The organism is Burkholderia metallica (assembly GCF_001718555.1).
Taxonomy (GTDB): domain Bacteria; phylum Pseudomonadota; class Gammaproteobacteria; order Burkholderiales; family Burkholderiaceae; genus Burkholderia; species Burkholderia metallica.
Genome location: NZ_CP013401.1, coordinates 2,478,482 through 2,505,040, shown reverse-complemented (window position 1 = coordinate 2,505,040; position 26,559 = coordinate 2,478,482). Strand labels below are relative to the sequence as shown.

The 26,559-nt window shown below is 68.8% G+C and carries 19 protein-coding genes, 1 tRNA gene and 1 pseudogene; 15 read left to right on the top strand and 6 right to left on the bottom strand.

All coding sequences use genetic code 11. The annotated features are described in order from the left end of the window. The first annotated feature begins 117 nt into the window (after positions 1 to 117). Positions 118 to 873, top strand: coding sequence for a 4'-phosphopantetheinyl transferase family protein (locus WJ16_RS11220; protein WP_069257112.1), 756 nt, complete (start codon positions 118 to 120; stop codon positions 871 to 873). Between the two features lie 21 nt (positions 874 to 894). Here the strand turns inward: WJ16_RS11220 and WJ16_RS11215 are convergent. Further along, a pseudogene (locus tag WJ16_RS11215) lies at positions 895 to 1,272 on the bottom strand (amino acid ABC transporter substrate-binding protein); the annotation flags it as partial. A gap of 179 nt (positions 1,273 to 1,451) precedes the next feature. Between WJ16_RS11215 and hutH the strand changes: the two are divergent. The 10 genes from hutH (at position 1,452) to WJ16_RS11165 (ending at position 14,004) form a co-directional block, all read left to right on the top strand. Next, complete coding sequence (gene hutH / locus WJ16_RS11210) at positions 1,452 to 2,975, top strand: histidine ammonia-lyase (RefSeq protein WP_069257111.1); 1,524 nt, start codon at positions 1,452 to 1,454, stop codon at positions 2,973 to 2,975. A 4-nt stretch (positions 2,976 to 2,979) separates the two neighbouring features. Further along, on the top strand, positions 2,980 to 3,675 hold the full coding sequence (gene hutC / locus WJ16_RS11205; protein ID WP_069257110.1) for a histidine utilization repressor: 696 nt from the start codon (positions 2,980 to 2,982) through the stop codon (positions 3,673 to 3,675). A 39-nt stretch (positions 3,676 to 3,714) separates the two neighbouring features. Beyond that, positions 3,715 to 5,403 (top strand): urocanate hydratase, encoded by a 1,689-nt coding sequence (gene hutU, locus WJ16_RS11200; protein WP_069257109.1) that lies wholly within the window; start codon positions 3,715 to 3,717, stop codon positions 5,401 to 5,403. Between the two features lie 2 nt (positions 5,404 to 5,405). Further along, entirely contained in the window at positions 5,406 to 6,029 is a 624-nt protein-coding gene (locus tag WJ16_RS11195) for a HutD/Ves family protein (RefSeq protein WP_069257108.1), read from the top strand. Between the two features lie 4 nt (positions 6,030 to 6,033). Next, positions 6,034 to 7,257: an imidazolonepropionase gene (gene hutI / locus WJ16_RS11190; protein WP_069257107.1), complete on the top strand. Its 1,224-nt coding sequence runs from the start codon at positions 6,034 to 6,036 to the stop codon at positions 7,255 to 7,257. Between the two features lie 199 nt (positions 7,258 to 7,456). Then, positions 7,457 to 8,833 (top strand): formimidoylglutamate deiminase, encoded by a 1,377-nt coding sequence (locus WJ16_RS11185; protein WP_069257106.1) that lies wholly within the window; start codon positions 7,457 to 7,459, stop codon positions 8,831 to 8,833. A gap of 59 nt (positions 8,834 to 8,892) precedes the next feature. Continuing rightward, entirely contained in the window at positions 8,893 to 9,690 is a 798-nt protein-coding gene (gene hutG / locus WJ16_RS11180; RefSeq protein WP_069257105.1) for an N-formylglutamate deformylase, read from the top strand. A gap of 743 nt (positions 9,691 to 10,433) precedes the next feature. Further along, complete coding sequence (locus tag WJ16_RS11175) at positions 10,434 to 11,240, top strand: gamma-glutamyl-gamma-aminobutyrate hydrolase family protein (RefSeq protein WP_069257104.1); 807 nt, start codon at positions 10,434 to 10,436, stop codon at positions 11,238 to 11,240. Between the two features lie 12 nt (positions 11,241 to 11,252). Then, positions 11,253 to 12,590 carry a glutamine synthetase family protein gene (locus WJ16_RS11170; RefSeq protein ID WP_069257103.1) on the top strand — a complete coding sequence of 446 codons (1,338 nt, stop codon included), beginning with the start codon at positions 11,253 to 11,255 and terminating at the stop codon, positions 12,588 to 12,590. Between the two features lie 28 nt (positions 12,591 to 12,618). Continuing rightward, the gene (locus tag WJ16_RS11165) at positions 12,619 to 14,004 is read left to right on the top strand and encodes an aspartate aminotransferase family protein (RefSeq protein ID WP_069257102.1); all 1,386 of its coding nucleotides are present in this window, start codon (positions 12,619 to 12,621) and stop codon (positions 14,002 to 14,004) included. A gap of 375 nt (positions 14,005 to 14,379) precedes the next feature. Here the strand turns inward: WJ16_RS11165 and WJ16_RS11160 are convergent. From WJ16_RS11160 to WJ16_RS11155, 3 genes are all read right to left on the bottom strand, one after another. Continuing rightward, positions 14,380 to 14,454 (bottom strand) — tRNA-Val (locus WJ16_RS11160). A gap of 61 nt (positions 14,455 to 14,515) precedes the next feature. Beyond that, a complete protein-coding gene (locus tag WJ16_RS34790) occupies positions 14,516 to 14,701 on the bottom strand; it encodes a hypothetical protein (RefSeq protein ID WP_157126755.1) in 186 nt (61 codons plus the stop codon). Next, entirely contained in the window at positions 14,698 to 15,600 is a 903-nt protein-coding gene (locus WJ16_RS11155) for a LysR family transcriptional regulator (protein WP_069257101.1), read from the bottom strand. Before WJ16_RS11155 ends, WJ16_RS34790 begins: the two co-directional genes overlap by 4 nt. A gap of 174 nt (positions 15,601 to 15,774) precedes the next feature. Between WJ16_RS11155 and WJ16_RS11150 the strand changes: the two genes are divergently transcribed. The 3 genes from WJ16_RS11150 (at position 15,775) to WJ16_RS11140 (ending at position 20,292) form a co-directional block, all read left to right on the top strand. After that, positions 15,775 to 17,526, top strand: a complete 1,752-nt coding sequence (locus WJ16_RS11150; RefSeq protein ID WP_069257100.1) for an acyl-CoA dehydrogenase family protein — start codon at positions 15,775 to 15,777, stop codon at positions 17,524 to 17,526. Beyond that, complete coding sequence (locus WJ16_RS11145) at positions 17,523 to 18,725, top strand: CaiB/BaiF CoA transferase family protein (protein ID WP_069257099.1); 1,203 nt, start codon at positions 17,523 to 17,525, stop codon at positions 18,723 to 18,725. Before WJ16_RS11150 ends, WJ16_RS11145 begins: the two co-directional genes overlap by 4 nt. 151 nt (positions 18,726 to 18,876) lie before the next feature. Then, positions 18,877 to 20,292 carry an MFS transporter gene (locus tag WJ16_RS11140; RefSeq protein ID WP_069258035.1) on the top strand — a complete coding sequence of 472 codons (1,416 nt, stop codon included), beginning with the start codon at positions 18,877 to 18,879 and terminating at the stop codon, positions 20,290 to 20,292. Positions 20,293 to 20,468: 176 nt separating this feature from the next. Here WJ16_RS11140 and WJ16_RS11135 read toward each other — a convergent pair whose 3' ends face one another. Next, positions 20,469 to 20,744 carry an oxidative damage protection protein gene (locus tag WJ16_RS11135; protein ID WP_006478357.1) on the bottom strand — a complete coding sequence of 92 codons (276 nt, stop codon included), beginning with the start codon at positions 20,742 to 20,744 and terminating at the stop codon, positions 20,469 to 20,471. 49 nt (positions 20,745 to 20,793) lie between these two features. Beyond that, a complete protein-coding gene (gene argA / locus WJ16_RS11130; RefSeq protein WP_069257098.1) occupies positions 20,794 to 22,173 on the bottom strand; it encodes an amino-acid N-acetyltransferase in 1,380 nt (459 codons plus the stop codon). 23 nt (positions 22,174 to 22,196) lie between these two features. On the opposite strand from argA, the gene hrpA reads away from it, so the two are divergent. Next, entirely contained in the window at positions 22,197 to 26,405 is a 4,209-nt protein-coding gene (gene hrpA, locus WJ16_RS11125) for an ATP-dependent RNA helicase HrpA (RefSeq protein ID WP_069257097.1), read from the top strand. The last annotated feature ends 154 nt before the right edge of the window (positions 26,406 to 26,559 follow it).

Here is a 26,559-nt window from a genome sequence, read left to right as displayed (position 1 = left end):
CGCGGCGCAATGCGCCGACTGCCGCCGCCGCCATCGACACCGGCGGCCCGCGACGGCGCGCCGCGCCGCGTGATCGATTAACATCGGACGTTTGATCCCACAGGCCGCCGCACGTCGATGCTCGTCCCGCCCGATTTCGCTTCCTCGTCCGAAACTCCGCGCGCGTGGCGCATGCAGGCGCTCGACGCGCCGCCCGCCGCCTCCCGTGCCGGCGTGCGGCTCGCGCGCATCGATTTCGACTGGCGCGTGCAGCTTGCGTCGCCCGCGTTCGCGGCGCTCGACCGAGCCGAGCGCGCGCGGGCGGCGCGCTTCCTGAGACACGAGGATGCGGTGCGCAGCGCTGCGACGCGCGCCGCGCTGCGCGACGTGCTCGGCGCGGCCCTCGGCATCGCGCCGCAGGCGGTCGCGATCGTCGTCGACGCGTCGGGGCGTCCGTCGCTGGACGGTGCGCATTGCACGTCGCTCGACTTCAACGTGTCGCATGCGGGCGATCATGCGCTGCTTGCGTGGGCGCCCGCGGGCCGCGTCGGCGTCGATATCGAGGGCTGCGATCGCGTGGCCGACTGGCGCGCACTGGCGCGTGAAGTCTGCGCGCCCGCCGAGGCCGCCTATCTCGACGGCCTGCCGGCCGCCGCGCGCGCCGGCGAATTCATGCGCGTCTGGTGCGCGAAGGAGGCGCTGCTCAAGGCGCTCGGCACGGGCATCGTCGGCGGCCTGGGCGCGTTCGCGGTCTTGCCGCCGCGCGATGCCGCGACCCCCGCGACGACGATCGTCGAGCCGGCCGCGCCCGCCGCCGGCGTCGCGGCGTTCGATGCGGCGTGGTTCGACGCGGCATCCGGCTACGCCGCGTGCGTCGCGTGGACGCGCGGGTGAGCCGAAGCCGGTGCGCGGCGCTCATTCGAGCGGCGCGTCGTTCGGCGCCGCATAGCGCGCCCTGATCACGTCGCTCATCGCGAAGTCGAACGACAGCCCCTTCGGCGGCACCGGCTTCATGAACCACTTGTCGTACAGCGCGTCGATGTCGCCGCGCTTCATCAACTGCACGAGCACACCGTCGACGAGCGCCTTGAACTGCGGATCGTCCTTGCGCAGCATGAACCCGTAGGCTTCCGACGATTGCGGCGTGCCGACGAGGTGCCAGTCGGCCGGCTTCGCGGCGAGCTGGCGCGCGCCCGCGAGCAGCACGTCGTCCATCATGTAGGCGGCCGCGCGGCCCGATTCGAGCGTGACGCGTCCTTCGCCGTAGTCCTTCGCGCTGATGATCCGCATGTTGCCAAGAACAAAATAATCGCAACATCCGTTAAGCACCGGTTCGCACGCGCCGATCCGGCGGGCCGCACCGGGCATCAGGGAAACTCCCGAGTCGAAATCTGTGAAAAACGGGTTGTCTAGACAAGTTGGCGTGGCTACACTTCAATCCATTCCGAACTTGTCTAGACAGGATTGCTCACATGATTACGTTGACCCCCGGCCATCTGACCCTCCCGCAACTGCGCCAGATCGCGCGCGAATCGGTGCAGCTCACGCTCGACCCGGCGAGTTTCGCGAAGATCGACGCCGGCGCGAAGGCCGTCGCCGACATCGCGGCGAAGGGCGAGCCGGCCTACGGCATCAACACGGGTTTCGGCCGGCTGGCCAGCACGCACATCCCGCACGACCAGCTCGAACTGCTGCAGAAGAACCTGGTGCTGTCGCACGCCGTCGGCGTGGGCGAGCCGATGGCGCGTTCGTCGGTGCGGCTGCTGATGGCGCTGAAGCTGTCGAGCCTCGGCCGCGGCCATTCGGGCATCCGCCGCGAAGTGATGGACGCGCTGATCACGCTGTTCAACGCGGACGTGCTGCCGCTGATCCCGGTGAAGGGCTCGGTCGGCGCATCGGGCGACCTCGCACCGCTCGCGCACATGTCGGCCGTGCTGCTCGGCGTCGGCGAAGTGTTCATCCGCGGCGAGCGCGCGAGCGCGATCGACGGTCTGCGCGTCGCGGGCCTCGCGCCGCTCACGCTGCAGGCGAAGGAAGGTCTCGCGCTGCTGAACGGCACGCAGGCATCGACCGCGCTGGCGCTCGACAACATGTTCGCGATCGAAGACCTGTACCGCACCGCGCTGGTCGCGGGCGCGCTGTCGGTCGACGCGGCAGCCGGCTCGGTGAAGCCGTTCGACGCACGCATTCATGAACTGCGCGGCCATCGAGGCCAGATCGACGCAGCGGCGTCGTATCGCGACCTGCTCGAAGGCTCGCCGATCAACCAGTCGCACCGCGACTGCGACAAGGTGCAGGACCCGTACAGCCTGCGCTGCCAGCCGCAGGTGATGGGCGCGTGCCTGGACCAGATGCGCCATGCGGCCGACGTGCTGCTGGTCGAAGCGAACGCCGTGTCGGACAACCCGCTGATCTTCCCGGACACCGGCGAAGTGCTGTCGGGCGGCAACTTCCACGCGGAGCCCGTCGCGTTCGCGGCCGACAACCTCGCGCTCGCCGCAGCGGAAATCGGCGCGCTGGCCGAACGCCGCATCGCGCTGCTGATCGACGCGACGCTGTCGGGCCTGCCCCCGTTCCTCGTGAGGGACGGCGGCGTGAACTCGGGCTTCATGATCGCGCACGTGACGGCGGCCGCGCTCGCCTCGGAAAACAAGACGCTCGCGCACCCGGCATCGGTCGACTCGCTGCCGACTTCGGCGAACCAGGAAGACCACGTGTCGATGGCGACGTTCGCCGCGCGCAAGCTCGCCGACATCGCGGACAACACGAAGCACATCCTCGCGATCGAACTGCTGGCCGCCGCGCAGGGCGTCGACCTGCGCGCGCCGTACCACACGAGCCCGAAGCTGACGCCGGTGATGGAAACGATCCGCAGCAAGGTCGCACATTACGAGCTCGACCACTACTTCGCACCGGACATCGCGGCGATCGCGAAGCTGGTCGGCGAGCGCGCGTTCGCGAAGGTCGCACCGTTCTCGTTCGCATCGGAGCAGTAAGCCGATGAGCGCGCCGGTCTACCAGGAGATCAAGGATTTCATCCTGGGCCGCATTCATGCGGGCGAGTGGGAGGAGGGCGATCAGGTGCCGTCCGAGAACGAGCTGGCGCGCGAATTCAAGGTGGCGCGCATGACGGTCAATCGCGCGCTGCGCGAGTTGACGGCCGAGCAGGTGCTCACGCGCATGAAGGGCGCGGGCACTTACGTCGCGCGGCCGAAGTACGAGTCGACGCTGGTCGCGATCCGCAGCATTTCGGAGGAAGTCGGCGCACGCGGGCATGCGTATCGTGCCAGCGTGCTCGGCCTCGACGCGATCCGCGCCGACGACGCGCTCGCCGACGAGATGCAGGTGGCCGTGCGCACGAAGCTGTTTCATTCGCAGGTGCTGCACTTCGAGAACGACGAGCCGGTGCAGCTCGAAGAACGATGGGTGAATCCGGCGGTTGCGCCGGATTACGCCGAGCAGGATTTCACGAACACGACGCCGAACCTGTACCTGATGCGCGCGGCGCCGCTGCAGCGCGTCGAGTACCGGATCGAAGCGGCGGCCCCGGCGCCGGAGCGGCGCGAGCAGCTGCGGATGGACGACGTCGAGCCGTGTCTGGTTTTACATCGGCGCACCTGGTCGCAGGGCGTCGTCGCCTCGGTGGCGAATCTGTGGCACCCCGGCAGCCGTTATCGCTTCACCGGGCATTTCTGATTCCTATTTGATAGTCATTTTCCTTCGGGAGCAGTCGTCATGAACCATCCGAAACACATCGATCCCCGTCTCGATCCGACGCGCACGATCCGCGCGCCGCGCGGCAGCGAGAAAGTCTGCAAGACCTGGCTGGCCGAAGCGGCCTACCGGATGATCCAGAACAACCTCGACCCGGAAGTCGCCGAGCACCCGCATGCGCTCGTCGTGTACGGCGGCATCGGCCGCGCGGCGCGCAACTGGGAATGCTACGACCAGATCCTCGCGTCGCTGAAGGATCTCGAAGAGAACGAGACGCTGCTGATCCAGTCGGGCAAGCCGGTCGGTGTGTTCCGCACGCACAAGGATGCGCCGCGCGTGCTGCTCGCGAACTCGAACCTCGTGCCGCACTGGGCGAACTGGGATCACTTCCACGAGCTCGACCGCAAGGGCCTGATGATGTACGGCCAGATGACGGCCGGCAGCTGGATCTACATCGGCAGCCAGGGCATCGTTCAGGGCACCTATGAAACGTTCTTCTCGGTCGCCAACCAGCACTTCAACGGCGATCCGTCGGGCCGCTGGATCCTGACGGGCGGCCTGGGCGGGATGGGCGGCGCGCAGCCGCTGGCCGCGACGATGGCCGGCTTCTCGATGATCGCGGTCGAATGCGACGAGACGCGGATCGACTTCCGCCTGAAGACGCGCTACGTCGACAAGAAGGCGACGACGCTCGACGAAGCGCTCGGCATGATCGACGACGCGAAGCGCACCGGCAAGCCGGTGTCGGTCGGTCTGCTCGGCAACGCGGCCGACGTGTTCGCGGAACTCGTCACGCGCGGCATCACGCCGGACTGCGTGACCGACCAGACGAGCGCGCACGACCCGATCAACGGCTACCTGCCGCAAGGCTGGACCGTCGCGCAATGGCGCGAAGCGCAGAAGGTCGATCCGCAGAGCATCGTGAAGGTCGCGAAGCAGTCGATGGCGGTCCAGGTGCGCGCGATGCTGGCGCTGCAGGAACGCGGTGCGGCCACGCTCGACTACGGCAACAACATCCGCCAGATGGCACTCGAAATGGGCGTCGAGAACGCGTTCGACTTCCCGGGCTTCGTGCCGGCGTACATCCGCCCGCTGTTCTGCGAAGGCAAGGGCCCGTTCCGCTGGGTCGCGCTGTCCGGCGATCCGGAAGACATCTACAAGACCGACCAGAAGGTGAAGGAGCTGATCCCCGACGATCCGCACCTGCACAACTGGCTCGACATGGCGCGTGAGCGCATCGCGTTCCAGGGCCTGCCGGCACGGATCTGCTGGGTCGGCGTGAAGGATCGCTATCGTCTGGGCCAGGCGTTCAACGAGATGGTGAAGAACGGCGAACTGAAGGCGCCGATCGTGATCGGCCGCGACCACCTCGACACGGGTTCGGTCGCGAGCCCGAACCGCGAGACGGAATCGATGAAGGATGGTTCGGACGCGGTCAGCGACTGGCCGCTGCTCAACGCACTGCTGAACACGGCAGGCGGCGCATCGTGGGTGTCGCTGCACCATGGCGGCGGTGTCGGCATGGGCTTCTCGCAGCACTCGGGCGTCGTGATCGTCGCCGACGGTACCGCCGACGCGCACGAGCGTCTCGGCCGCGTGCTGCTGAACGACCCGGCGACGGGCGTGATGCGCCATGCGGATGCCGGCTACGAACTCGCGCAGCAGACGGCCCGCGAAGCCGGCCTGAAGCTGCCGATGCTCGGCCGCTGAGCATGACGGCGCTCCATCAGGCGCCGGTGAACGCGACGCCGGCCGCCGCGCTGATCCGCGCGGCGGATCTCGTCGCGTCGCCGTGGAAGAACGGCGGCGGCGTGACGCGCGAAATCGGCGCGTACCCGCCGGGCGCCGCGCTCGATGCGTTCGCGTGGCGCGTGAGTGTCGCCGACGTCGGCATGCCCGGGCCGTTCTCGCGTTTCGACGGGATCGACCGCACGATCGTGCTGCTGTCCGGCGCGGGCATGACGCTCGCGGAAGCGGGCGGCGCGAAGCACGTGCTCGATGCACCGCTCGCGCGCGCGGATTTCGCCGGCGAAACGGCGATCGATGCGACGCTGCACGACGGCGCGACGCGCGACTTCAACCTGATGACGCGCCGTTCGGCCGCGCGCGGCACGCTCGACGTGTGGCGCGCAGGCACGCACCGCGTCGAGCGCGTCGATACCGTGCTGTTGTTCTGCGCGACCGGTGCGGTTGGCGTCGACATCGACGGCGCGCACTACGCGCTGCAGGAAATGGACACGTTGCGGCTCGACGGGCCGCAACGTGCGTTTGACGTCGTCGTGAGCGGAGGCGGCGTGCTGCTCGCCGTGTCGCTCGCCGTCGGCGAACGAGACTGAACGCATGAAACCGACTGTCTGGCATCACCTGAGGCTGTGTCCGCACGGCCATCCCGACGAAACGATCGACGACGCGGCGATCGCCGTCGACGAAACCGGCACGATCGTGTGGCTCGGCGCGATGTCCGCGCTGCCGCACGGTTACGCTCACTGGCAGCGCGAGGATCTGCACGGCGCGTGGGTGACGCCGGGCCTCGTCGACTGCCATACGCACCTTGTATATGGCGGCACGCGTGCCGACGAATTCGCACAACGCCTCGCCGGCGTCAGCTACGAGGAAATCGCGCGGCAGGGCGGCGGGATCGTGTCGACGGTGCGCGCGACGCGCGCGGCCGACGAGACGACGCTGTTCGTGCAGGCCGCCGCGCGCCTGCAACCGCTGCTCGCCGAAGGCGTGAGCGCGATCGAGATCAAGTCGGGCTACGGGCTCGACCTCGCGAGCGAGCGCAAGATGCTGCGCGTCGCGCGCCAGCTCGGCGAGCGCTTCCCGGTCACGGTCTACACCACGTTCCTCGGCGCGCACGCGCTGCCGCCGGAATACGCGGGGCGTGCCGACGAATACATCGACGAAGTGTGCGAGCGCATGCTGCCGGCGCTCGCCGACGAAGGGCTCGTCGACGCGGTCGACGTGTTCTGCGAACGCATCGGCTTCTCGCTCGCGCAGACCGAGCGCGTGTTCGAGGCCGCGACGCGGCGCGGGCTGCCCGTGAAGCTGCATGCGGAGCAGTTGTCGAACGCGGGCGGCACGGCGCTCGCCGCGCGTTATCGCGCGCTGTCGGCCGACCACCTCGAGTTTCTCGACGAAGCGGGGATCGAGGCGATGAAGGCGGCCGGCACGGTCGCCGTGCTGCTGCCCGGCGCGTATTACTTCATTCGCGAAACGCAACTGCCGCCGATCGACCTGCTGCGCAAGCACGGTGTGCCCATTGCGCTCGCGACCGATCACAACCCCGGCACGTCGCCGCTCGAATCGCTGCTGCTGACGCTGAACATGGGCTGCACGCTGTTCCGCATGACGGTGCCCGAAGTGCTGCAAGGCGTCACGCGCCATGCGGCGGCGGCGCTCGGCCGCGCGGATCGCCACGGCGCACTCGAGGTCGGTCGCCAGGCCGACTTCGCCGCGTGGTCGGTCGGCTCGCTGTCCGAGCTTGCGTACTGGATCGGCCGGCCGCTGTGCGAGCAGGTCGTGCGTGGCGGCACGACGGTGTTTCGCCGGATGAACGGATAGGACGACGACGGATCGGGGCGATCATGACCGCCCCGATCCGCGCGACGCTTTGCATGAGACCGGGCCCCGCGCACCGATGCGCGGTCCGGTCGATCGCCGCGAAGCAGGGGCGGGCGCGCCGACGCGCCCGCGCTTGCCGAGCGCGGCACGCGGCCGGACGAGACGCCGGCGCGCCCGATCCAGTCAATAAGGACACGCAATGACCGACACAATGTTGTTCGCGGACCATGCCTACCTGCCCGATGGCTGGCGCCGCAACGTGCTGCTGCGCTGGGACGCGGCCGGCACGCTGATCGACGTGACGCCCGACACCGACGCACCGGCGGCCGTCGCGCGCGCGGCCGGGCCGGTGCTGCCCGGCATGCCGAACCTGCATTCGCACGCGTTCCAGCGCGCGATGGCGGGGCTCACCGAATATCGCGCGAATCCCGCCGACAGCTTCTGGAGTTGGCGCGACCTGATGTACCGCTTCGCGCTGAAGATCACGCCGGACGCGCTCGCGGCGATCGCGCGCTGGCTGTACGTCGAGATGCTCAAGTGCGGCTACACGTCGGTGTGCGAATTCCACTACGTGCATCACGCGCAGGACGGCTCGCGTTATCCGCAGATCGCGGAACTCGGCGCGCGCGTGGTCGACGCCGCCCGCTCGGCCGGCATCGGCATCACGATGCTGCCCGTGTCGTACCAGTTCGCCGGTTTCGGCAACAAGCCGCCGCGCGACGACCAGCGCCGCTTCATCAATACGCCCGACGGCCTGCTCGAACTGCTCGACGCGATGCGTCGCGACGCGCCGGAGCACGGCGGGCTGCGCTACGGCGTCGCACCGCACTCGCTGCGGGCGGTATCCGAAAACGGGCTGCGCGTGCTGCTCGACGGGCTGCCCGACGATGCGCCCGTGCATATCCATATCGCCGAACAGACGGCCGAAGTCGACGACTGCGTGCGTGCGTACGGCGCGCGCCCCGTGCAATGGCTGCTCGATCGCTTCGACGTCGATGCGCGCTGGTGCCTCGTGCACGCGACGCACGTCGATGCCGCCGAAACGGCGGCGCTCGCGAAGCGTCGCGCGGTCGCCGGCCTGTGCCTGACGACCGAAGCGAATCTCGGCGACGGCGTGTTCCCGGCCGTCGCCTATCTCGCGCAGGGCGGCGTGATCGGCCTCGGCTCGGACAGCCACGCGTCGGTCGACTGGCGCTCGGAGCTGCGCTTGCTCGAATACGGGCAACGGCTCGTGCACCGCGCGCGCAACGTGCTGGCGAGCGACACGCAGGCGCATGTCGCCGACCGCCTGTTCGACGCGTCGCTCGCGGGAGGCGCGCAGGCGAGCGGGCGGCGCGTCGGTGCGCTGCGCGCAGGGTGCCGCGCCGACTGGCTCGTGCTCGATCCCGATCATCCGGCTGTCGCCGAACACGACAGCACGTCGTGGTTGTCGGGTATCGTGTTCGCGGAGCACGGCGAGACGCCGGTGCTCGACGTTTATACGGGCGGCGAGCGCGTCGTGAGCGGCCGCCGCCATCGCGACGAAGCGCTCGCGTATGCCGACTACCGCGCCGCGCTGGCGCAACTGCTGCGCTGACGCGCGCAACCGGCGCACGCCGCATGCGTGCGCCGGCAGACCTTCAACGGTGATGCGACATGACTGAACAACCGGCTGTATTCACGCTGAAGCAGGGCACGCTGCCGCTGCTGATCTCGATTCCGCACGCGGGCACGCACATCCCCGACGACATCGCCGCGACGATGACGGCCGACGCGCGTTTCGTCGACGATTGCGACTGGCATCTGGAACGGCTGTACGGATTCGCGGCCGAACTCGGCGCATCGGTCCTCGTGCCGTCGCATGCACGCTACGTCGTCGACCTGAACCGTCCGCCCGACAACGAGAACCTGTACCCGGGACAGGACACGACGGGCCTCGTGCCGTTCGATACGTTCGACAAGGCGCCGCTTTACCCGCCGAACGCGCTGCCCGGCAACGACGAGATCATGCGTCGCCGCGACCGCTACTGGCTGCCGTATCACGACGCGCTGCGAAGCGAGATCGCGCGCCTGAAGGGCGAACACGGCCGCGTGCTCGTGTGGGAAGCGCATTCGATCCGCTCGCACGTGCCGCGTTTCTTCGACGGCCGCCTGCCCGACTTCAACTTCGGCACGTCGAGCGGCGCGAGCGCCGCGCCGGGTCTGGCCGACGCGCTGGCCGCGCGCGTGCTCGAACACGGCGGCTATACGGCGGTCGCGAACGGGCGCTTCAAGGGCGGCTACATAACGCGTCACTACGGTGTGCCCGCAACCGGTGTCGAGGCCGTGCAACTGGAGCTCTCGCAGATTACCTACATGGACGAGACGCGTCCTTACGCGTACGACGAAGCGCGGGCAGCGCGGATTGTGCCGCTGTTGCAGACGCTCGTCGAAACCGCGCTCGCGCATCGTTGAACGTGGGCCTCACGGATGCGGCAGCGCGGCGAAGCAGCAGCACCGCGGCCCGCCGCCGCGCCGCGTCGCGCACCGATGCAACGCACAACACGGCATCGATCCTCAAGATCGATGCCGTTTTTTTCGCGTGTTTTTCGTCTGACCGATGTCGTCATCCGCACCTGAAAATTTGACGCAATTTTTAGGTGATATAAGCTGAATGTCAGGAAGTCGTCACGCGCGCACCGGCGGCGGGGCCGTCGATCGTGGCCGCACCGCGCCGGAATGCGCTGCGCGACACCTTGCCGACGTGTCGCCGCGCGGCATTGCCGCATGCGCTTCATCGCGACACGCGTCCTGCCTTCATCAGTCAGTCGAGTACGATCGTGAAAGCCGCCAGCCCTTCGATACGCCGGACGCGAAGTCCGTCGGCGGGCGCGCCGCCTCAGGCCGGGCCGATCCGGCATGCTGATCGCGGCACGCGTGCCGCCCCTTTACGCGAGCGTTGCCGCTTCGCCGTTTCCCATCGCGGCCTGCGCCGCTTCAATCTCGTGACCGCGCACGTGTTCAGCGCGGTGCAGTGCGACGGCAGCGCATCGTTGTTGCCCTAGCGTCCTTTTCCGCTTCCGTTCCCGTTCCGGGGCGCACCGCCCGTTGCCGCATCGTCCGTGCGGCAGGCTCGCGCATGCGTATGCGTGGCGCCGGTGCGAACCTTCGTCGTCCCGCGTGCGAACGTGTCGCGCGCGATTTCCCGAGAGGCATCCATGCATGCGCGCCCGATCGTAGCCGTCACCGCCGACCGCATTCTGCGCGGCGCGCATCCGAACCACACGGCGGGAGAGAAATACCTGGCCGCGCTCGTCGACGGCGCCGGTGTGCTTGCGTTCGTGCTGCCCGCGCTCGGCGCGCGCCAGCCGGCCGACGCGATCGTCGCGGCGGTCGACGGGCTGCTCTTCACCGGCAGTTATTCGAACGTCGAGCCGCATCATTACGGCGGCGCCGCGAGCGCGCCCGACACGCTGCACGATCCCGCGCGCGACGCGACCGCGCTGCCGCTGATCCGCGTGGCGATCGAAGCGGGCGTGCCCGTGCTCGCGATCTGTCGCGGCATGCAGGAACTGAACGTCGCGTACGGCGGCACGCTCCACCAGCGGCTGCACGCGACGACCGGCTTCCACGATCACCGCGAGCGGCCGGCCGATCCGCTGGAGCGGCAGTACGGCCCCGCCCACGTCGTGCAGTTCGCGCCGGGCGGGCTGCTGCAGCGGGTCGCGCGCGGCGCGGCGCAGGCGACGGTCAATTCGCTGCACGACCAGGGCATCGCGCGGCTCGGCGCGGGGCTCGTCGTCGAGGCCAGCGCGCCCGACGGGCTGGTCGAGGCCGTCAGCGTGCGCGGTGCGCGCGCGTTCGCACTCGGCGTGCAGTGGCATCCCGAATGGCGCTACGCGGAGCAGCCGCTGTCGCGCGACATCTTCGCGGCATTCGGCGCGGCGTGCCGCGCGCGCATGACCCATCGCATTCATGCGGCCGGCGGCGCGATGCCGTCGCCGGCCGCATCCGACGTCGACTGAACGAGGCCGATCATGCAACCCGAACTGAGCGAATTCCTGCGTCAGCACCGCATCACCGAGGTCGAGGCGATCATTCCCGACATGGCCGGCATTGCGCGCGGCAAGATCATTCCGCGCAACAAGTTCGAATCCGGCGAATCGATGCGCTTGCCGCAGGCCGTGATGGTGCAGACCGTCACCGGCGACTATCCGGAGGACGGCACGCTGACCGGCGTGACCGACCCCGACATGGTGTGCGTGCCCGATCCGTCGACGATCTGCCTGATTCCGTGGGCCGTCGATCCGACTGCTCAGGTGATCCACGACTGCGTGCACTTCGACGGCTCGCCGGTCGAGATCTCGCCGCGCTACGTGCTGCGCCGCGTGCTCGATCTGTATCGGGCGAAGGGCTGGCAGCCGGTCGTCGCGCCCGAGCTCGAGTTCTATCTCGTCGACATGAACGCCGATCCCGACCTGCCGCTGCGTCCGCCCGTCGGCCGCACGGGCCGCGCGGAGACCGGCCGGCAGTCGTATTCGATCGAGGCCGTGAACGAGTTCGATTCGCTGTTCGAGGACATCTACGAATACTGCGAGATGCAGGGGCTCGATATCGAGACGCTGATCCACGAAGTCGGCGCCGCGCAGATGGAGATCAACTTCGTCCATGGCGATGCGCTGTCGCTCGCCGACCAGGTGTTCCTGTTCAAGCGCACCGTGCGCGAGGCCGCGCTGCGCCACAACATGTACGCGACCTTCATGGCCAAGCCGATGCAGGACGAGCCGGGCTCGGCGATGCACATCCACCAGAGCCTCGCCGACGCGCGCACCGGGCGCAATCTGTTCTCCGACGAAGACGGTGCCGTGTCGCCGATGTTCCACAGCTATCTCGCGGGGCTGCAGAAGTACACGCCCGCGCTGATGCCGATCTTCGCGCCGTACATCAACTCGTACCGCCGGCTGTCGCGCTTCATGGCCGCGCCGATCAACGTGCAGTGGGGTTACGACAACCGGACGGTCGGCTTCCGGATTCCGCAGTCGGACCCGTCGGCGCGCCGCATCGAGAACCGCATTCCGGGCGTCGACTGCAATCCGTATCTCGCGTTCGCGGCCACGCTCGCGGCCGGCTATCTCGGCTTGTCGCAACAGCTCGCCCCGACCGAGCCGATCGCTTCCGACGGCTACAACCTGCCGTACCAGCTGCCGCGCAATCTGGAGGAGGGCATCTCGCTGATGGCCGCCAGCACGCCGCTGGCCGGTATTCTCGGCGACAAGTTCGTGAAGGCCTACCTGGCGCTGAAGGAAACCGAATACGAAGCGTTCTTCCGCGTGATCAGCTCGTGGGAACGCAGGCATCTGCTGCTGCATGTATGAGCGTGCGGCAGCGTTATCCGGAGAAAACATGACCGATCGAAACGAAGCAGTCTCCCCGCCATCGACCGCGGATTATCGCGCGCTCGACGCCGCGCACCACATTCACCCGTTCTCGGACATGGGTGCGCTGAACCGCGCGGGCAGCCGCGTGATCGTGAAGGCCGACGGCGTCTACCTGTGGGACTCGGACGGCAACAAGGTGATCGACGGGATGGCGGGCCTCTGGTGCGTGAACGTCGGCTACGGCCGCAAGGAACTCGCCGACGCCGCATATCGCCAGCTCCAGGAGCTGCCGTTCTACAACACGTTCTTCAAGACCACGCACCCGCCGGTGATCGAACTCTCCGCGATGCTCGCGGAAGTCACGCCGGCCGGCTTCAACCACTTCTTCTATTGCAACAGCGGCTCGGAAGGCAACGACACCGTGCTGCGCGTCGTGCACCAGTACTGGCGCGTGCAGGGCCAGCCGCAGAAGAAATACGTGATCTCGCGCAAGAACGGTTACCACGGCTCGACGATCGCCGGCGGCACGCTCGGCGGCATGGGCTACATGCACGAGCAGATGCCGTCGAAGGTCGAGAACATCGTGCACATCGACCAGCCGTATTTCTTCGGCGAAGCGGCCGCCGGCGAAACGCCGGAAGCGTTCGGGCTCGCCCGCGCGCAGCAGCTCGAAGCGAAGATCCTCGAACTCGGCGCGGAGAACGTCGCCGCGTTCATCGGCGAGCCGTTCCAGGGCGCGGGCGGCGTGATCTTCCCGCCGTCGACGTACTGGCCGGAAATCCAGCGGATCTGCCGCAAGTACGACATCCTGCTCGTGGCCGACGAAGTGATCGGCGGCTTCGGGCGTACCGGCGAATGGTTCGCGCACCAGCACTTCGGCTTCGAGCCGGACCTGATCACGATGGCGAAGGGCCTCACGTCGGGCTACGTGCCGATGGGGGCGGTGGGCATTCACGAGCGTGTCGCGCGGCCGATCATCGACAACGGCGAATTCAATCACGGCCTCACGTACTCGGGGCACCCGGTCGCGGCGGCCGTCGCGGTCGCGAACCTGAAGCTGCTGCGCGACGAAGGGATCGTCGAGCGCGCGAAGAACGACATCGGGCCATACTTCCAGCGCCGGTTGCGCGAGGCGCTGGGCGACCATCCGATCGTCGGCGAGATTGCGGGGGCGGGGCTGGTCGCGGGCGTTCAGCTTGCGCGCGATCGCGGCCGGCGCGAGCGGTTCGGTGCGAACGTCGACGTCGGCACGATCTGCCGCGACTTCTGCTTCAACGGCAACCTGATCATGAGGGCAACCGGCGACCGGATGCTGCTGTCGCCGCCGCTCGTGATTCGCGAAGCGGAGGTCGACGAGATCGTCGACAAGGCGAAGCGTGCGTTCGATGCGACGGCGGAGCGGGTGGGGTAGTGCGGGAAAGCGATGTGCTGCGTTCGTGTGATCGCAATCACGCGAGAAGCATGGCGAATGGGTACTGACCGGGCTTGGATGTGTTTCGACGGATCCGTGCGTGGTCGGTCTTCATGCGGCACGGCGTGGCGTCTGAAAGCTTGTTGATGGCCTGAATCAAATATCTGAACTTCGTTCGCGCATCGGACGGGAAGACGGCGAGGATCCGATGGGGCTTGATGCGTGAAGAAATCCGGGATTGGGCCGTTTCCGGATCGACATCGGGATGGCGGATGCGTGGACGACGCGATGGCCGCCGACCCACGCGAGTTTGCGCGGGTGGGCCATGCAAAACGAAAAGGCCCTGCGTCGTGAGACGCAGGGCCTTGAATTCTTTGGTGGGCGGTACTGGGATCGAACCAGTGACCCCTGCCGTGTGAAGGCAGTGCTCTACCGCTGAGCTAACCGCCCAAAGAAGCTGAAATTATGTCAGGGCTTTGAGGGTCTGTAAAGCCCTTTCTGCAAATATTTTTCAAGGCCGCGCAAATTTCCGTCGGCCGGCCGTCGACGGCTCGACGAGATCGAGGATCGAGCCGTCGCGCTTAAGCGTCGCGAGCACGATACCCGGATTGATCGACATCGCGCCGGTGGCGCGGCGCAGTGAATGATGACCTTCGTCACGCACTATTGCTTCCGGTGTCGCCGCATGCCGATTCACCTCGCCAGCGCGGGCAGCGCGTCGATCGACGCACGTACGTAGTCGGCGAAGCGCAGCGCGACCGGTTCGGCGGTGCCGCTGCGCTTCAGCGCGAGCGTGCGCGATTCGAGCGACGCATCCTTCAGCGGCCGGAACGCGAGCCGCTCGCTCTTCACCTGCTGCAGCACGCGCGGCACGAGCGCGATGCCCATCCCGAATTCGATCATCGACAGGATCGTCTGCCACAGCCGCGCCTCGTGCCGGATCACGGGGCTGAAGCCGGCGTTCACGCACTGCGCGATGATCAGGTCGTGATAGTGCGGCGCCGCTTCGCGCGGGAACAGGATGAACGGTTCCGCGGCCAGCGCGGCGAGCGCGACCTGCCTGCGCCGCGCGAGCGGATGCGCGGCCGGCAGGCAGCACACGAACGGTTCCGCATAGACGGGTGCCGACTCGACATCGGGCGGGAAGTGGCCCCAGTGCGCGTAACCGAGGTCGATCTGGCCGCGCTGGATCGCCTGCACCTGCGCGTGCGTATTCATTTCGCTCAGCACGACCTCGACACCGGGGTAGTCGGCCTCGAAGCGCCGCACGGCATCGGGCAGCCCGCGATACAGCATGGAATGAACGAAGCCGATCCGCAGCCGGCCCGCGAGACCGGACGCGGAGCGCACCGTCAGGCGTTCGGCTTCGGCTGCCTGCATCAGCAACCTGCGGGCTTCGCCGAGCAGCACCTGGCCCGCGTTGGTCAGCGCGACGGTCTTGTTGGCGCGCGAGAACAGTTGCACGCCGAGCGCGTCCTCGAACTTGCGGATGTCGAAACTCAGCGCCGGCTGCGAGATGAACAGGCGCTTCGCCGCGCGCCCGAAATGCAGTTCCTCGGCGACCGCCACGAAGTAGCGCAACTGCCTCAGTTCCATGGTGTCTCCTTCCGGCCTCGGCATCGATAAGCGATATCTATCGTACCGGATAAATCCTGTATTGGACGCTTATCGATCGCGCGCCTACGCTCTGCGGAAGGCTTTGCACGGGACTGGCCGGGCGCGGCGGCGCCGCCCACCAGCCGACGTGCAGGCAACTCAGGAGACGCACGCATGCACGACACCGCTCGCACGCCGGACGCCGGCGCATCCAACATCCCCGACAGCCGGGGCATCGATTTCTTCACGGCCGATCCCGACCTCGGCGCGTTGCTGAAGCTGCATCTCGGCGCTGCCCGATACGCGGAACTCGAACCGCAGTTGCGCGCGCTCGGCGCCCGCGTGTCGGGCGAACTCGACGAATGGGCATCGCGCGCGGACAAGCACCCGCCCGTGCTCGAGCACCGCAACCGGCGCGGCGAGGCGCTGCAGCGGATCGACAAGGATCCCGCGTATGTCGCGCTCGAACGCGTCGCATATTCCGAACTCGGGCTCGCGGCGCTGAGCCACGGCGCCGAATCCGTTCCGCCGCTCGTCAAGTACGCGCTGACGTTCCTGTTCGTGCAGGCGGAATTCGGGTTGTGCTGCCCGGTCAGCATGACCGACTCGCTCACGCGCACGCTGCGCCGCTTCGGCGATCCGGCGCTCGTCGCGCGCTACCTGCCGAGGCTGGCGTCGCGCGATTTCGACACGCTTTACCAGGGCGCGATGTTCATGACCGAGCAGGCGGCGGGTTCCGACGTCGGCCGCATCGCGACGCGCGCGACGCGCGAGACGGACGCACACGGCGAGACCGTGTGGCGCCTGACCGGCGACAAGTGGTTCTGCTCGAACGCGGACGCCGATCTCGCGATGGTGCTCGCGCGGCCCGACGGCGCGCCGGCCGGCATCAAGGGCCTGGCGCTGTTCCTGCTGCCGAAGACGCTGCCGGACGGTACGCGCAACCGCTACCGGATCGTGCGCCTGAAAGACAAGCTCGGCAGCCGTTCGATGGCGAGCGGCGAGATCGCGCTCGAAGGCGCGCAGGCATACCTGATCGGCGAGATCGGCCGCGGCTTTCACCAGATGGCCGACATGATCAACATGTCGCGGCTGTCGAATGGCGTACGCGCGGCCGGGCTGATGCGGCGCGCGCTGAACGAAGCGCTGCACGTCGCCGCGCACCGCGAGGCGTTCGGCCGCAAGCTGATCGAGATGCCGCTGATGCAGCGCCAGTTGCTGAAGATGCTGCTGCCGGCCGAGGCCGCGCGCGCGATGTTCATGCAGATCGCGATGCTGCTGCCGCAGGCCGATGCGGGCGACGAACAGGCCGCGCGCTGCGTGCGCATTCTGACGCCGCTGATCAAGTTCCGCGCGTGCCGCGATGCGCGGCGCGTGACGGGCGATGCGATGGAAGTGCGCGGCGGCACCGGCTACATCGAGGAGTGGAGCGATGCACGCATCGTGCGCGATGCGCATCTCGGCTCGATCTGGGAGGGCACGAGCAACATCGTCGCGCTCGACGTCGCGCGGGCCGCGCAGCGCGAACAGGCGCTCGATGCGCTGCGCGCGTTTCTCGGCGACCGCCTCGGCGCGGCGCCGTTGCCCGATGCGAGCCGTGCGGCGCTGCGGCGCATCCTCGCGCGCGCGTGCGACGCGCTCGCACGGGTCGCGGCCGAAGGCGACGACACACGCGTGCGGCAGGCCGCGTCCGCGCTGTACTACGCGAGCGCGGCCGTGCTGATGGCGTGCGAGGGCGTGCGGCTCGCACCGGATTTCCGGCGTCTCGCGCTCGCGCACCTGATCGTGCGCCACAAGCTGCTGCCGGTCGATCCGCTCGCGCCGGCATCGCGCGACGACGGATCGGCCGCATGCGACGCGCTGCTGCGCAACACGCCGATCGCGCTCGATACCGCGCTCGACCTGCTGCCGGAGGTCGAACGATGAGCACGACGCGTGGCGCACTGGACGGCCTGAAGGTCGTCGACCTGAGCCGCGTGCTCGGCGGCCCGTACTGCACGCAGGCGCTCGCCGACCACGGTGCGACGGTGATCAAGATCGAGCCGCCGGCCGGCGACGAGACACGCGGCTGGGGGCCGCCGTTCGCCGGCGATACTGCGTGGTACTTCATGGGCGTGAATCGCAACAAGGAAGGGCTGGCGCTCGACCTGTCGCGCGACGAAGGGCGCGCGATCCTGTGGCGCTTGCTCGAAGAGGCCGACGTGCTCGTCGAGAATTTCAAGCCCGGCACGCTCGCGCGCTGGGGGATGGACTACGCACGCGATCTGCAGCCGCGCCTGCCGCGCCTGATTCACTGCGCGGTGACGGGCTTCGGCGCGGACGGCCCGCTCGGCGGGCTGCCCGGCTACGACGCGGTGATCCAGGCGATGGCCGGGCTGATGAGCGTCAACGGCGAGCGCGACGGCGACGCGACGCGCATCGGCCTGCCGATCGTCGACATGGTCACGGGGCTCAACGCGCTCGCGGGCATCCTGCTGGCGCTCGCGGAGCGCGAGAAGAGCGGGCGCGGGCAGTCGATCGACATCGCGCTGTACGACTGCGGCGTGTCGCTGCTGCATCCGCACCTGCCGAACTTCTTCGGCGCCGGGCGCGTGCCGGAGCGCAGCGGCAACGCGCATCCGAACATCGCGCCGTACGACAGCTATCGCACGGCGACCGTGCCGATCTTCCTCGCGGTCGGCAACGACCGGCAGTTCGCGCGGCTCGTCGCGCATCTCGGCGTGCCGGCGCTCGCCGGCGATCCACGCTTCATCGACAACCGCAGCCGCTGCGCGCACCGGCCCGAGCTGAAGGCGGAACTGGAAGCACGGCTCGCCGCGCACGCGTGCGAGCCGCTCGCGCGCGATCTGATGGCCGCCGGCGTGCCGTGCGGGCCGGTGCGCACGGTGGCCGACGTCGCGCACGATCCGCATGCGCTGCACCGGAACCTTTTCGTCGAGCTCGGCGCGTATCGCGGCACCGCGTCGCCGGTGAAGCTGTCGCGTACGCCGGCGACCTACCGGCGCGCGCCGCCCGCGCTCGGCGGCGACACGCGCGCGGTGCTCGATCGCCTCGGCGTCGATCCCGCGCTCCAGCAGCAATTGCTCGACGCCGGCGTGCTGAAGGCCGCGCCGGAGCCGACCTGACCGTTCGACGGAGTCGGCAGGCGCGCTTCCGTTGCCGCTACGACTCGACACGGCGCAACGCAGCGCAAACCCGCCAGCCGGCGGCGCAAGGCCGGCCAACCGGCCACGCGCGCGACAGTCGCGCCGCCGATCACGAAAAATGGAGACATCGATGAGCCGTCCGCAATCCCCGTCCGCCGCGCAGCAGCCGCGGCCCGGCCGCGCCGCCTTCGCGGCGTTCGTCGGCACCACGATCGAGTGGTACGACTTCTATATCTACGGTACCGCCGCGGCGCTCGTGTTCGGCAAGGTGTTCTTTTCGAGCACGATGGACTCCGGCGTCGCGACGCTGCTTGCGTTCGTCACGTTCTGGGCCGGCTTCGCCGCGCGGCCGCTCGGCGGCATCGTGTTCGGGCACCTCGGCGATCGCGTTGGCCGAAAGACCGCGCTCGTGATCACGCTGGTGATGATGGGCCTCGCGACGACCGGCATCGGCCTGCTGCCCGGCTATGCGCAGATCGGCGTGTGGGCGCCGGCCGGCCTCGTCGTGCTGCGCGTGCTGCAGGGCGTCGCGGTCGGCGGCGAGTGGGGCGGCGCGGTGCTGATCGCGAGCGAGAACGCACCGAAGCATCGCAGCATCCTGTATGCGGCGTTCGCGCAGCAGGGCTCGCCCACCGGCAACCTGCTGGCCACGGCCGCGTTCTTCGCGTTGAGCGCGCTGCCGACCCCGTCGTTCCTGATGTGGGGCTGGCGCATTCCGTTCCTGCTGTCGGCCGTGCTCGTGATCATCGGCATGGTGATCCGGCTGCGGCTCGAGGAGTCGATCGACATGCAGCGCGTGCTCGCGCGCAAGCGCACGGTGAAGCTGCCGCTGCGCGACGTCGTGCGCGATCACTGGGTGGTCGTGCTGCTCGCGGCGGGCACGCTGCCGGTGATCAACGTCACGTATTTCCGCAGCACGTTCGCGCTGTCGTGGGCGACCAAGACGCTCGGCTACGCGCAGGGCACGTTCCTCGGCATCCTGTCGATCTCGCTCGTCGTGCAGTTCCTGATGCAGCCGGTCGGCGCGTGGTTCGTGTCGAAGGTCGACATGCGCCGCGCGATGTGCTGGATCCTGATCCCGGAAATCGTGCTGATGCCCGTGATGTTCCATGCGCTCGCGACGCGCTCCTACTGGGTGGCCGTCGCGGGCATGTGCATCTCGACGATTCCGTCGGCGATGTTCTACGGCGCGGTCGGCGGCGTGCTCGCGCGCGTGTTTCCGGCGAACATCCGCTATACGGGCCTGTCGCTCGCATATCAGCTGAGCGCGCTCGTCGTCGGCGGCGGCACGCCGGTGCTCGCGCAGGCGATCCTGAACGCGACCGGCAGCATCGTCGGCGTCGCGATCGCGTCGGGGCTCTATGCGCTCGTGTCGCTCGCATGCATGCTCGCGCTGCTCAATCGCACCGGCTACCGCGCGGACGAACTGTCGAGCGCCGAGCGCAGCGATGCGCTCGAATGGGGTACGGAAGGCGCCGTCGCCGACACCCCGGCCGGCGCGGCCGCGTCGCCGGACGATCGCGGCGCGCTGAAGCCGGCGGGTTGAATCGGGCGGCCGATGTGACCGGTCGGCCCGGCGGTGTCGAGTGCGGCGGCCGCGTCGCATCGCACCGATTCGGATGCGCCAAAGGCAAACGGCACCGTGCGATGATACGGTGCCGTTTGTCGTTTGCCGTTTCCCCGCGACGAGACCGGCGTGGCCGGCCGTCGCGAACGACGCGGTCAGCCTTCGGTCGGCGGCACGTAGCCGGATGCCTGGTCCGCGCCGTCGCCGAAGAAGTATTTCTCGGTCTGCTTCATCAGGTACTGGCGCGCGCGCGGGTCGGCCATGTTCAGGCGGTTTTCGTTGATCAGCATCGTCTGCTGCTTGAGCCAGCCTTGCCATGCTTCCTTCGAGACGCTCTCGTAAATGCGCTTGCCGAGTTCGCCCGGCAGCGGCGGGAAATCGAGGCCTTCGGCTTCCTTGCCGAGCTTCGCGCATTGAATCATTCGAGCCATCGTGTACTTCTCCTGTAATCGGACGGGGGGAGGGCAGTCGTGCCGGTGCTCAGAGCTGTTTCATCAGCACGAGCGACTTGCGCTGCCAGTTATAGAGTTTGCGGCGGTCTTCCGGCAGGTCGTCGACGCTGACCTTGACGAAGCCGCGCTTGAGGAACCAGTGCTCGGTGCGCGTCGTGAGCACGAAGATGTGCGTGAGGCCGCGCGCGCGGGCACGCTGCTCGATGCGCTTGAGCAGGCGTTCGCCGTCGCCCGAGCCCTGCGCTTCCGGTGCGACCGTCAGGCACGCCATCTCGCCGATCTTCTCCTGCTGGTACGGGTACAGCGCCGCGCAGCCGAACAGCACGCCATCGTGCTCGATCACCGAGAAGTGGTCGATGTCGCGTTCGATCTGGTGGCGGCCGCGGCGCACCAGCGTGCCGTCGGATTCGAGCGGCTCGATCAGCGACAGGATGCCGCCAACGTCGTCCGGCGTCGCTTCGCGCAGGCTTTCGAGGTTCTCGTACGAGATCATCGTGCCGACGCCGTCGTGCAGGAACAGTTCGAGCAGCATGCTGCCGTCGAGCGACTGCGGGATCAGGTGGGCACGGGTCACGCCGCCTCGGCACGCGCGGATCGCGTGCTTCAGGAAGAACGCGTCGTCGCCCTGCACGTTGCCGGAATCGAGCAGCTCGGCGGCTGCGTCGAGCGACATTTCGCGCACCAGCCCGCCTTCGTCGTCGACGATGCCGGGCGCTTCCGTCAGGAAGATGATCTTGTCGGCGCGCAGCGCGATCGCGGCGGCCGACGCGACGTCTTCCATCGACAGGTTGAACGCTTCGCCGGTCGGCGAGAACCCGAGCGGCGACAGCAGCACGAGCTTGCGGCTCGCGAGCGAATGACGGATCGATTCGGCGTCGATCTTGCGCACGATGCCCGTGTGCGCGAAATCGACCCCGTCGAGAATCCCCACCGGCCGTGCGGTCACGAAGTTGCCCGACACGACGCTGATGTGCGCGTGCGCCATCGGCGAGTTCGGCAGACCCTGGCTGATCGCGGCCTCGATGTCGAGACGCACTTCGCCGGCCGCTTCCTTCGCGGATTCGAGCGCGCGCGCATCGGTGATGCGCAGCCCGTGCGAAAACTCGGATTCGACACCATGCAGGCTCAGCTGCTCCTCGACCTGCGGGCGCGAGCCGTGCACGAGCACGATCTGGATGCCCATTGCCTGCAGCAGCGCGATGTCGGACACGAGCGCGTTCAGCAGCCCCTGCTGCACCACTTCGCCGCCGAACCCCACGACGAACGTGCTGTTGCGGAACTTGTGGATATAGGGGGCGACGGAACGCATCCAGTCGACGAACTGCGCGTGGCTGGCGGCCGAATCGTCGGCAGCCGGCGGCGTCGCGGCGCCGGTCTGGGCGGGAGGGAGGTCGGTTTGGGAATTCATGGGCGGGATTATAATGCGCCCCCATGTCGAATGTTTCTAAAAGTCCCGCGCCGACGCGGGCCAATACGCCGTCGGCCCGGCACCCGGAGGGTGCGGCCGATGCACGCGAGCAGCCGGGCCAGCCGCCTCGCCGGCAGCAGGACAAGCCGGCGGGCACGCCGGCACACGCGCCGCGCGGGCCGCGCGACGACGAACGGCGCGGCGATGCGCGCCAGCCGGCCGCGAAGGGCGCGCCCCAAGCGGCGGCCGAGCGCGCGCCGCGCCGCGAGCGTCCCCCGCGCGCGGCCGTCGCGCCGAATCCCGTTCCGCCGATCACGTACCCCGAAAGCCTGCCCGTGTCGGGCAAGCGCGACGAAATCGCGCGCGCGATCGCCGGTCATCAGGTCGTCATCGTCTGCGGCGAAACCGGCTCGGGGAAGACCACGCAGCTGCCGAAGATCTGTCTCGATCTCGGCCGCGGCCTCGGCGCGGGCGGCACGGGCCTGATCGGCCATACGCAGCCGCGCCGGCTCGCCGCATCGTCGACCGGCCGCCGGATTGCCGAAGAACTCGGCACGCCGTTCGGCGAGGTGGTCGGCTACAAGGTGCGCTTCACCGACAATCTCGCGCCGGGCGCGTCCGTGAAACTGATGACGGACGGCATCCTGCTCGCCGAGACGCAGACCGACCCGCTGCTGAAGGCGTACGACACGCTGATCATCGATGAGGCGCACGAGCGCAGCCTGAACATCGACTTCCTGCTCGGCTACCTGAAGGAAATCCTGCCGCGGCGGCCGGACCTGAAGCTGATCGTGACGTCCGCGACGATCGACGCCGATCGCTTCGCGCGCCATTTCGGCACCGACGAGCACCCGGCGCCCGTGATCGAGGTGAGCGGGCGGCTGTATCCGGTCGAAATGCGCTACCGGCCGGTGGCCGAGGATCGCCCGGCCGTGAAGCATGCCGAAGGCACGGGCGGCCGCGACCGCGTGAAGACCGCGCGCGAGGCCGAGCGCGACCTGATGGACGCAATCGTCGACGCCGTCGACGAGCTGTGCCGCGAAGGCCCCGGCGACGTGCTGGTGTTCCTGCCCGGCGAGCGCGAGATCCGCGAGGCGGCCGAGGCGCTGCGCAAGCACCATCCGCCGCACACCGAGATCCTGCCGCTGTTCGCGCGGCTCTCGGCAGCGGATCAGGACAAGGTGTTCAAGGCGTCGAACGCGCGCCGGATCGTGCTCGCGACCAACGTGGCCGAAACCTCGCTGACGGTGCCGGGCATCCGCTACGTCGTCGACACCGGGCTCGCGCGCGTGAAGCGCTATTCGTACCGGAACAAGGTCGAGCAGCTGCAGGTCGAGTCGATCTCGCAGGCGGCCGCGAACCAGCGCGCGGGCCGGTGCGGCCGCGTGGCCGACGGTATCTGCATCCGCTTGTACGAGGAAAGCGACTACCAGGCGCGCGCGCGCTTCACCGATCCGGAAATCCTGCGCTCGTCGCTCGCGTCGGTGATCCTGCGGATGAAGTCGCTGCACCTGACGGCGATCGAATCGTTCCCGTTCCTCGAGCCGCCGCCCGGCCGCGCGATCGCGGACGGCTACCAGTTGCTCAACGAGCTCGGCGCGGTCGACGACGACAACGCGCTGACGCCGCTCGGCCGCGAACTCGCGCGGCTGCCGCTCGACCCGCGCGTCGGCCGGATGATTCTTGCCGCGCGCGACCAGCAGTCGCTGCGCGAGGTACTGATCATCGCGAGCGCGCTGTCCGTGCAGGACCCGCGCGACCGCCCGATCGAAGCGCAGGAGCAAGCCGACCAGGCGCACCGCCGGTTCGCCGACGAGCGTTCCGAATTCCTGCAGTGGCTGAAGATCTGGGCGTGGTTCGAAGACGTCGTCGCGCACAAGAAGTCGAACCGCCAGCTCGTCGACGCGTGCCGGCAGAACTTCCTGTCGCACCTGCGGCTGCGCGAGTGGCGCGATGTTCATTCGCAACTGCTGACCGTCGTGCGCGAGCACGGCTGGCGGCTGAACGAAGCCGATGCGACCTACGAACAGGTGCATCTGGCCCTGTTGACCGGCTTGCTCGGCAACCTCGGCCTGAAGGCCGACGACGATCCGCATTATCTGGGCGCGCGCGGGATCAAGTTTTACCTGTGGCCGGGTTCCGTCCTCGCGAAGAAGGCCGGCCGCTGGGTGATGGCGGCCGAGCTCGTCGAGACGAGCCGGCTGTACGCGCGCTGCCTCGCGAAGATCGAGCCCGAATGGGTCGAGAAGGTCGGCGCGCACCTGTTGAAGAAGTCGTTGTCGGAGCCGCACTGGGAGAAGCGCCCCGCGCAGGTCAGCGCGTACGAGCGCGCGACGCTGTACGGGCTGCCGATCTACCACCGCCGGCGCGTCGCGTTCGGCAAGCAGGATCCGGCCCGCGCGCGCGAGTTGTTCATCCGCGGCGCGCTGGTCGAAGGCGAATTCGACACGAAGCTGCCGTTCTTCGCGCACAACCGCAAGCTGCTCGCCGACATCGAGCAGCTCGAACACAAGTCGCGCCGCCAGGACGTGCTGGTCGACGACGAGCTGATCTACGCGTACTACGACCACGCGATTCCGGCGGGCATCCACACGGGCGCCGCGTTCGAGCGCTGGTACCGCGACGAGGTGAAGAAGGGCGGCCAGCCCGACGACAGGCAGCGCCTGCTGTACCTGTCGCGCGACGACCTGATGCGCCACGAGGCGGCCGGCGTGACGACCGAGCTGTTCCCGAAGCGCGCGACGATGGCCGGCGTCGAGATGGCGCTCACGTACCACTTCGAGCCCGGCACGCCGCGCGACGGCGTGACCCTCGCGGTGCCGCTGTACGCGCTGAACCAGGTCGACGCACGCCGCTGCGAGTGGCTCGTGCCCGGGATGCTGAAGGAAAAGGTGCAGTTGCTGCTGAAGTCGCTGCCGCAGAAGCTGCGCCGGCATTGCGTGCCGCTGCCCGAGTACGCTGCCGGCTTCGTCGAGCGGATGGGCCGCGAGCGCTTCGGCGCGGGCGGGCTCGTCGAGGCGCTGATCGCCGACGTGCGCGGCCAGACGCAGGTCGCGATGAAGACGGCCGATTTCAAGCTCGAGACGCTGCCCGCGCACCTGTTCATGAACTTCAAGGTGATCGACGAGCACGGCCGCCAGCTCGCGATGGGGCGCAATCTCGCGCAGCTTCGCCAGGAGCTGGGCGCGCAGGCGCAGCAGCAGTTCCAGAAGATCGCGGCGGCGTCGACGCTCGCGACGGGCGGTGACGCCGATGCGGGCCAGCCGGTCGGCCAGGCTCCGGGCGCGGCTGCCGCGACGGGTGCCGCCGGCCGCAACGCGAAGGCGGGCAAGGGCGCGGCGCCGCAGACGGCCGCGGCGGCGGAAGCCGGTGCGACCGCGCTGTACGAGAACCTGACGACGTGGAATTTCGGCAAGCTGCCCGAGCTGCTGGAGATCCGCCGGCGCGGCCAGACGCTGTACGGCTACCCGGCGCTCGTCGACCGCGGCACGCATTGCGACGTCGAGGTGTTCGATTCGCCGGAGGAAGCCGCGCGCATCCACCGGGCCGGCCTGCGGCGGCTGTTCGCGCTGCAGCTGAAGGAGCCGATCAAGTTCCTCGAGAAGAATCTGCCGGGGCTGCGCGAGATGGCGATGCAGTACATGTTGCTCGGCACGCAGGACGAGTTGCGCGACCAGCTGATCGACACGGCGCTCGACCGCGCATGCCTGCAGGACCCGCTGCCCGACGACGACGCGAGCTTCCACGCGCGCCGCGACGAGGGCCGTAGCCGCCTGAACCTGCTCGCGCAGGAAATCGCGCGGCTCGTCGGGCAGATCCTCGCCGAGTACGCGGGGCTCGTGAAGAAGCTCGCGCAGGCGAAGCCGTTCGCACAGGCCCACGCGGACCTGCAGCAGCAGCTCGCCGCGCTGGTCGGCAAGCGCTTCGTGATCGATACGCCCTACGCGCAACTGGCGCATTTTCCGCGCTACCTGAAGGGCATCGCGCTGCGGATCGACAAGCTGAAGGCCGATCCGGCGCGCGACGCGAAGCAGTCGGCCGACCTGCTGCCGCTTGTCCAGCAGTACCAGCGCGCGGTGTCGCAGCGCGGCGGCGTGGCCGATTCGCGGCTCGCGGAATTCCGCTGGCTGCTCGAGGAACTGCGGATTTCGCTGTTCGCGCAGGAACTGCGCACGCCGATGCCGGTCTCTGTCAAGCGGCTGCACAAGGTCTGGGAGTCGATGCAGCGCTAGCGCAACAGCGGTTTCCCGGGCCCGCACCGGCGGCCGGCCGCGCGGGGCCTGCCGGGCCTGCCGGGCCGGCCGACAGCGCCGCCGCGGCACGCGTCGAAGCGGCGCAATGCCCCGTTACGGTCAACCGTCAGGCCCGGTTGAACGTTTTACAATG

Coding starts and splice junctions, on each gene's coding strand:
- WJ16_RS11140 (WP_069258035.1), top strand. CDS start 18,877: ATGAGCCGTCCGCAATCCCCGTCCGCCGCGCAGCAGCCGCGGCCCGGC.
- hutU (WP_069257109.1), top strand. CDS start 3,715: ATGAACCATCCGAAACACATCGATCCCCGTCTCGATCCGACGCGCACG.
- WJ16_RS11135 (WP_006478357.1), bottom strand. CDS start 20,744: ATGGCTCGAATGATTCAATGCGCGAAGCTCGGCAAGGAAGCCGAAGGC.
- WJ16_RS11165 (WP_069257102.1), top strand. CDS start 12,619: ATGACCGATCGAAACGAAGCAGTCTCCCCGCCATCGACCGCGGATTAT.
- WJ16_RS11220 (WP_069257112.1), top strand. CDS start 118: ATGCTCGTCCCGCCCGATTTCGCTTCCTCGTCCGAAACTCCGCGCGCG.
- hutH (WP_069257111.1), top strand. CDS start 1,452: ATGATTACGTTGACCCCCGGCCATCTGACCCTCCCGCAACTGCGCCAG.
- hrpA (WP_069257097.1), top strand. CDS start 22,197: ATGTCGAATGTTTCTAAAAGTCCCGCGCCGACGCGGGCCAATACGCCG.
- WJ16_RS11185 (WP_069257106.1), top strand. CDS start 7,457: ATGACCGACACAATGTTGTTCGCGGACCATGCCTACCTGCCCGATGGC.
- WJ16_RS11155 (WP_069257101.1), bottom strand. CDS start 15,600: ATGGAACTGAGGCAGTTGCGCTACTTCGTGGCGGTCGCCGAGGAACTG.
- hutG (WP_069257105.1), top strand. CDS start 8,893: ATGACTGAACAACCGGCTGTATTCACGCTGAAGCAGGGCACGCTGCCG.
- hutC (WP_069257110.1), top strand. CDS start 2,980: ATGAGCGCGCCGGTCTACCAGGAGATCAAGGATTTCATCCTGGGCCGC.
- WJ16_RS11170 (WP_069257103.1), top strand. CDS start 11,253: ATGCAACCCGAACTGAGCGAATTCCTGCGTCAGCACCGCATCACCGAG.
- argA (WP_069257098.1), bottom strand. CDS start 22,173: ATGAATTCCCAAACCGACCTCCCTCCCGCCCAGACCGGCGCCGCGACG.
- WJ16_RS11195 (WP_069257108.1), top strand. CDS start 5,406: ATGACGGCGCTCCATCAGGCGCCGGTGAACGCGACGCCGGCCGCCGCG.
- WJ16_RS11145 (WP_069257099.1), top strand. CDS start 17,523: ATGAGCACGACGCGTGGCGCACTGGACGGCCTGAAGGTCGTCGACCTG.
- WJ16_RS11175 (WP_069257104.1), top strand. CDS start 10,434: ATGCATGCGCGCCCGATCGTAGCCGTCACCGCCGACCGCATTCTGCGC.
- hutI (WP_069257107.1), top strand. CDS start 6,034: ATGAAACCGACTGTCTGGCATCACCTGAGGCTGTGTCCGCACGGCCAT.
- WJ16_RS11150 (WP_069257100.1), top strand. CDS start 15,775: ATGCACGACACCGCTCGCACGCCGGACGCCGGCGCATCCAACATCCCC.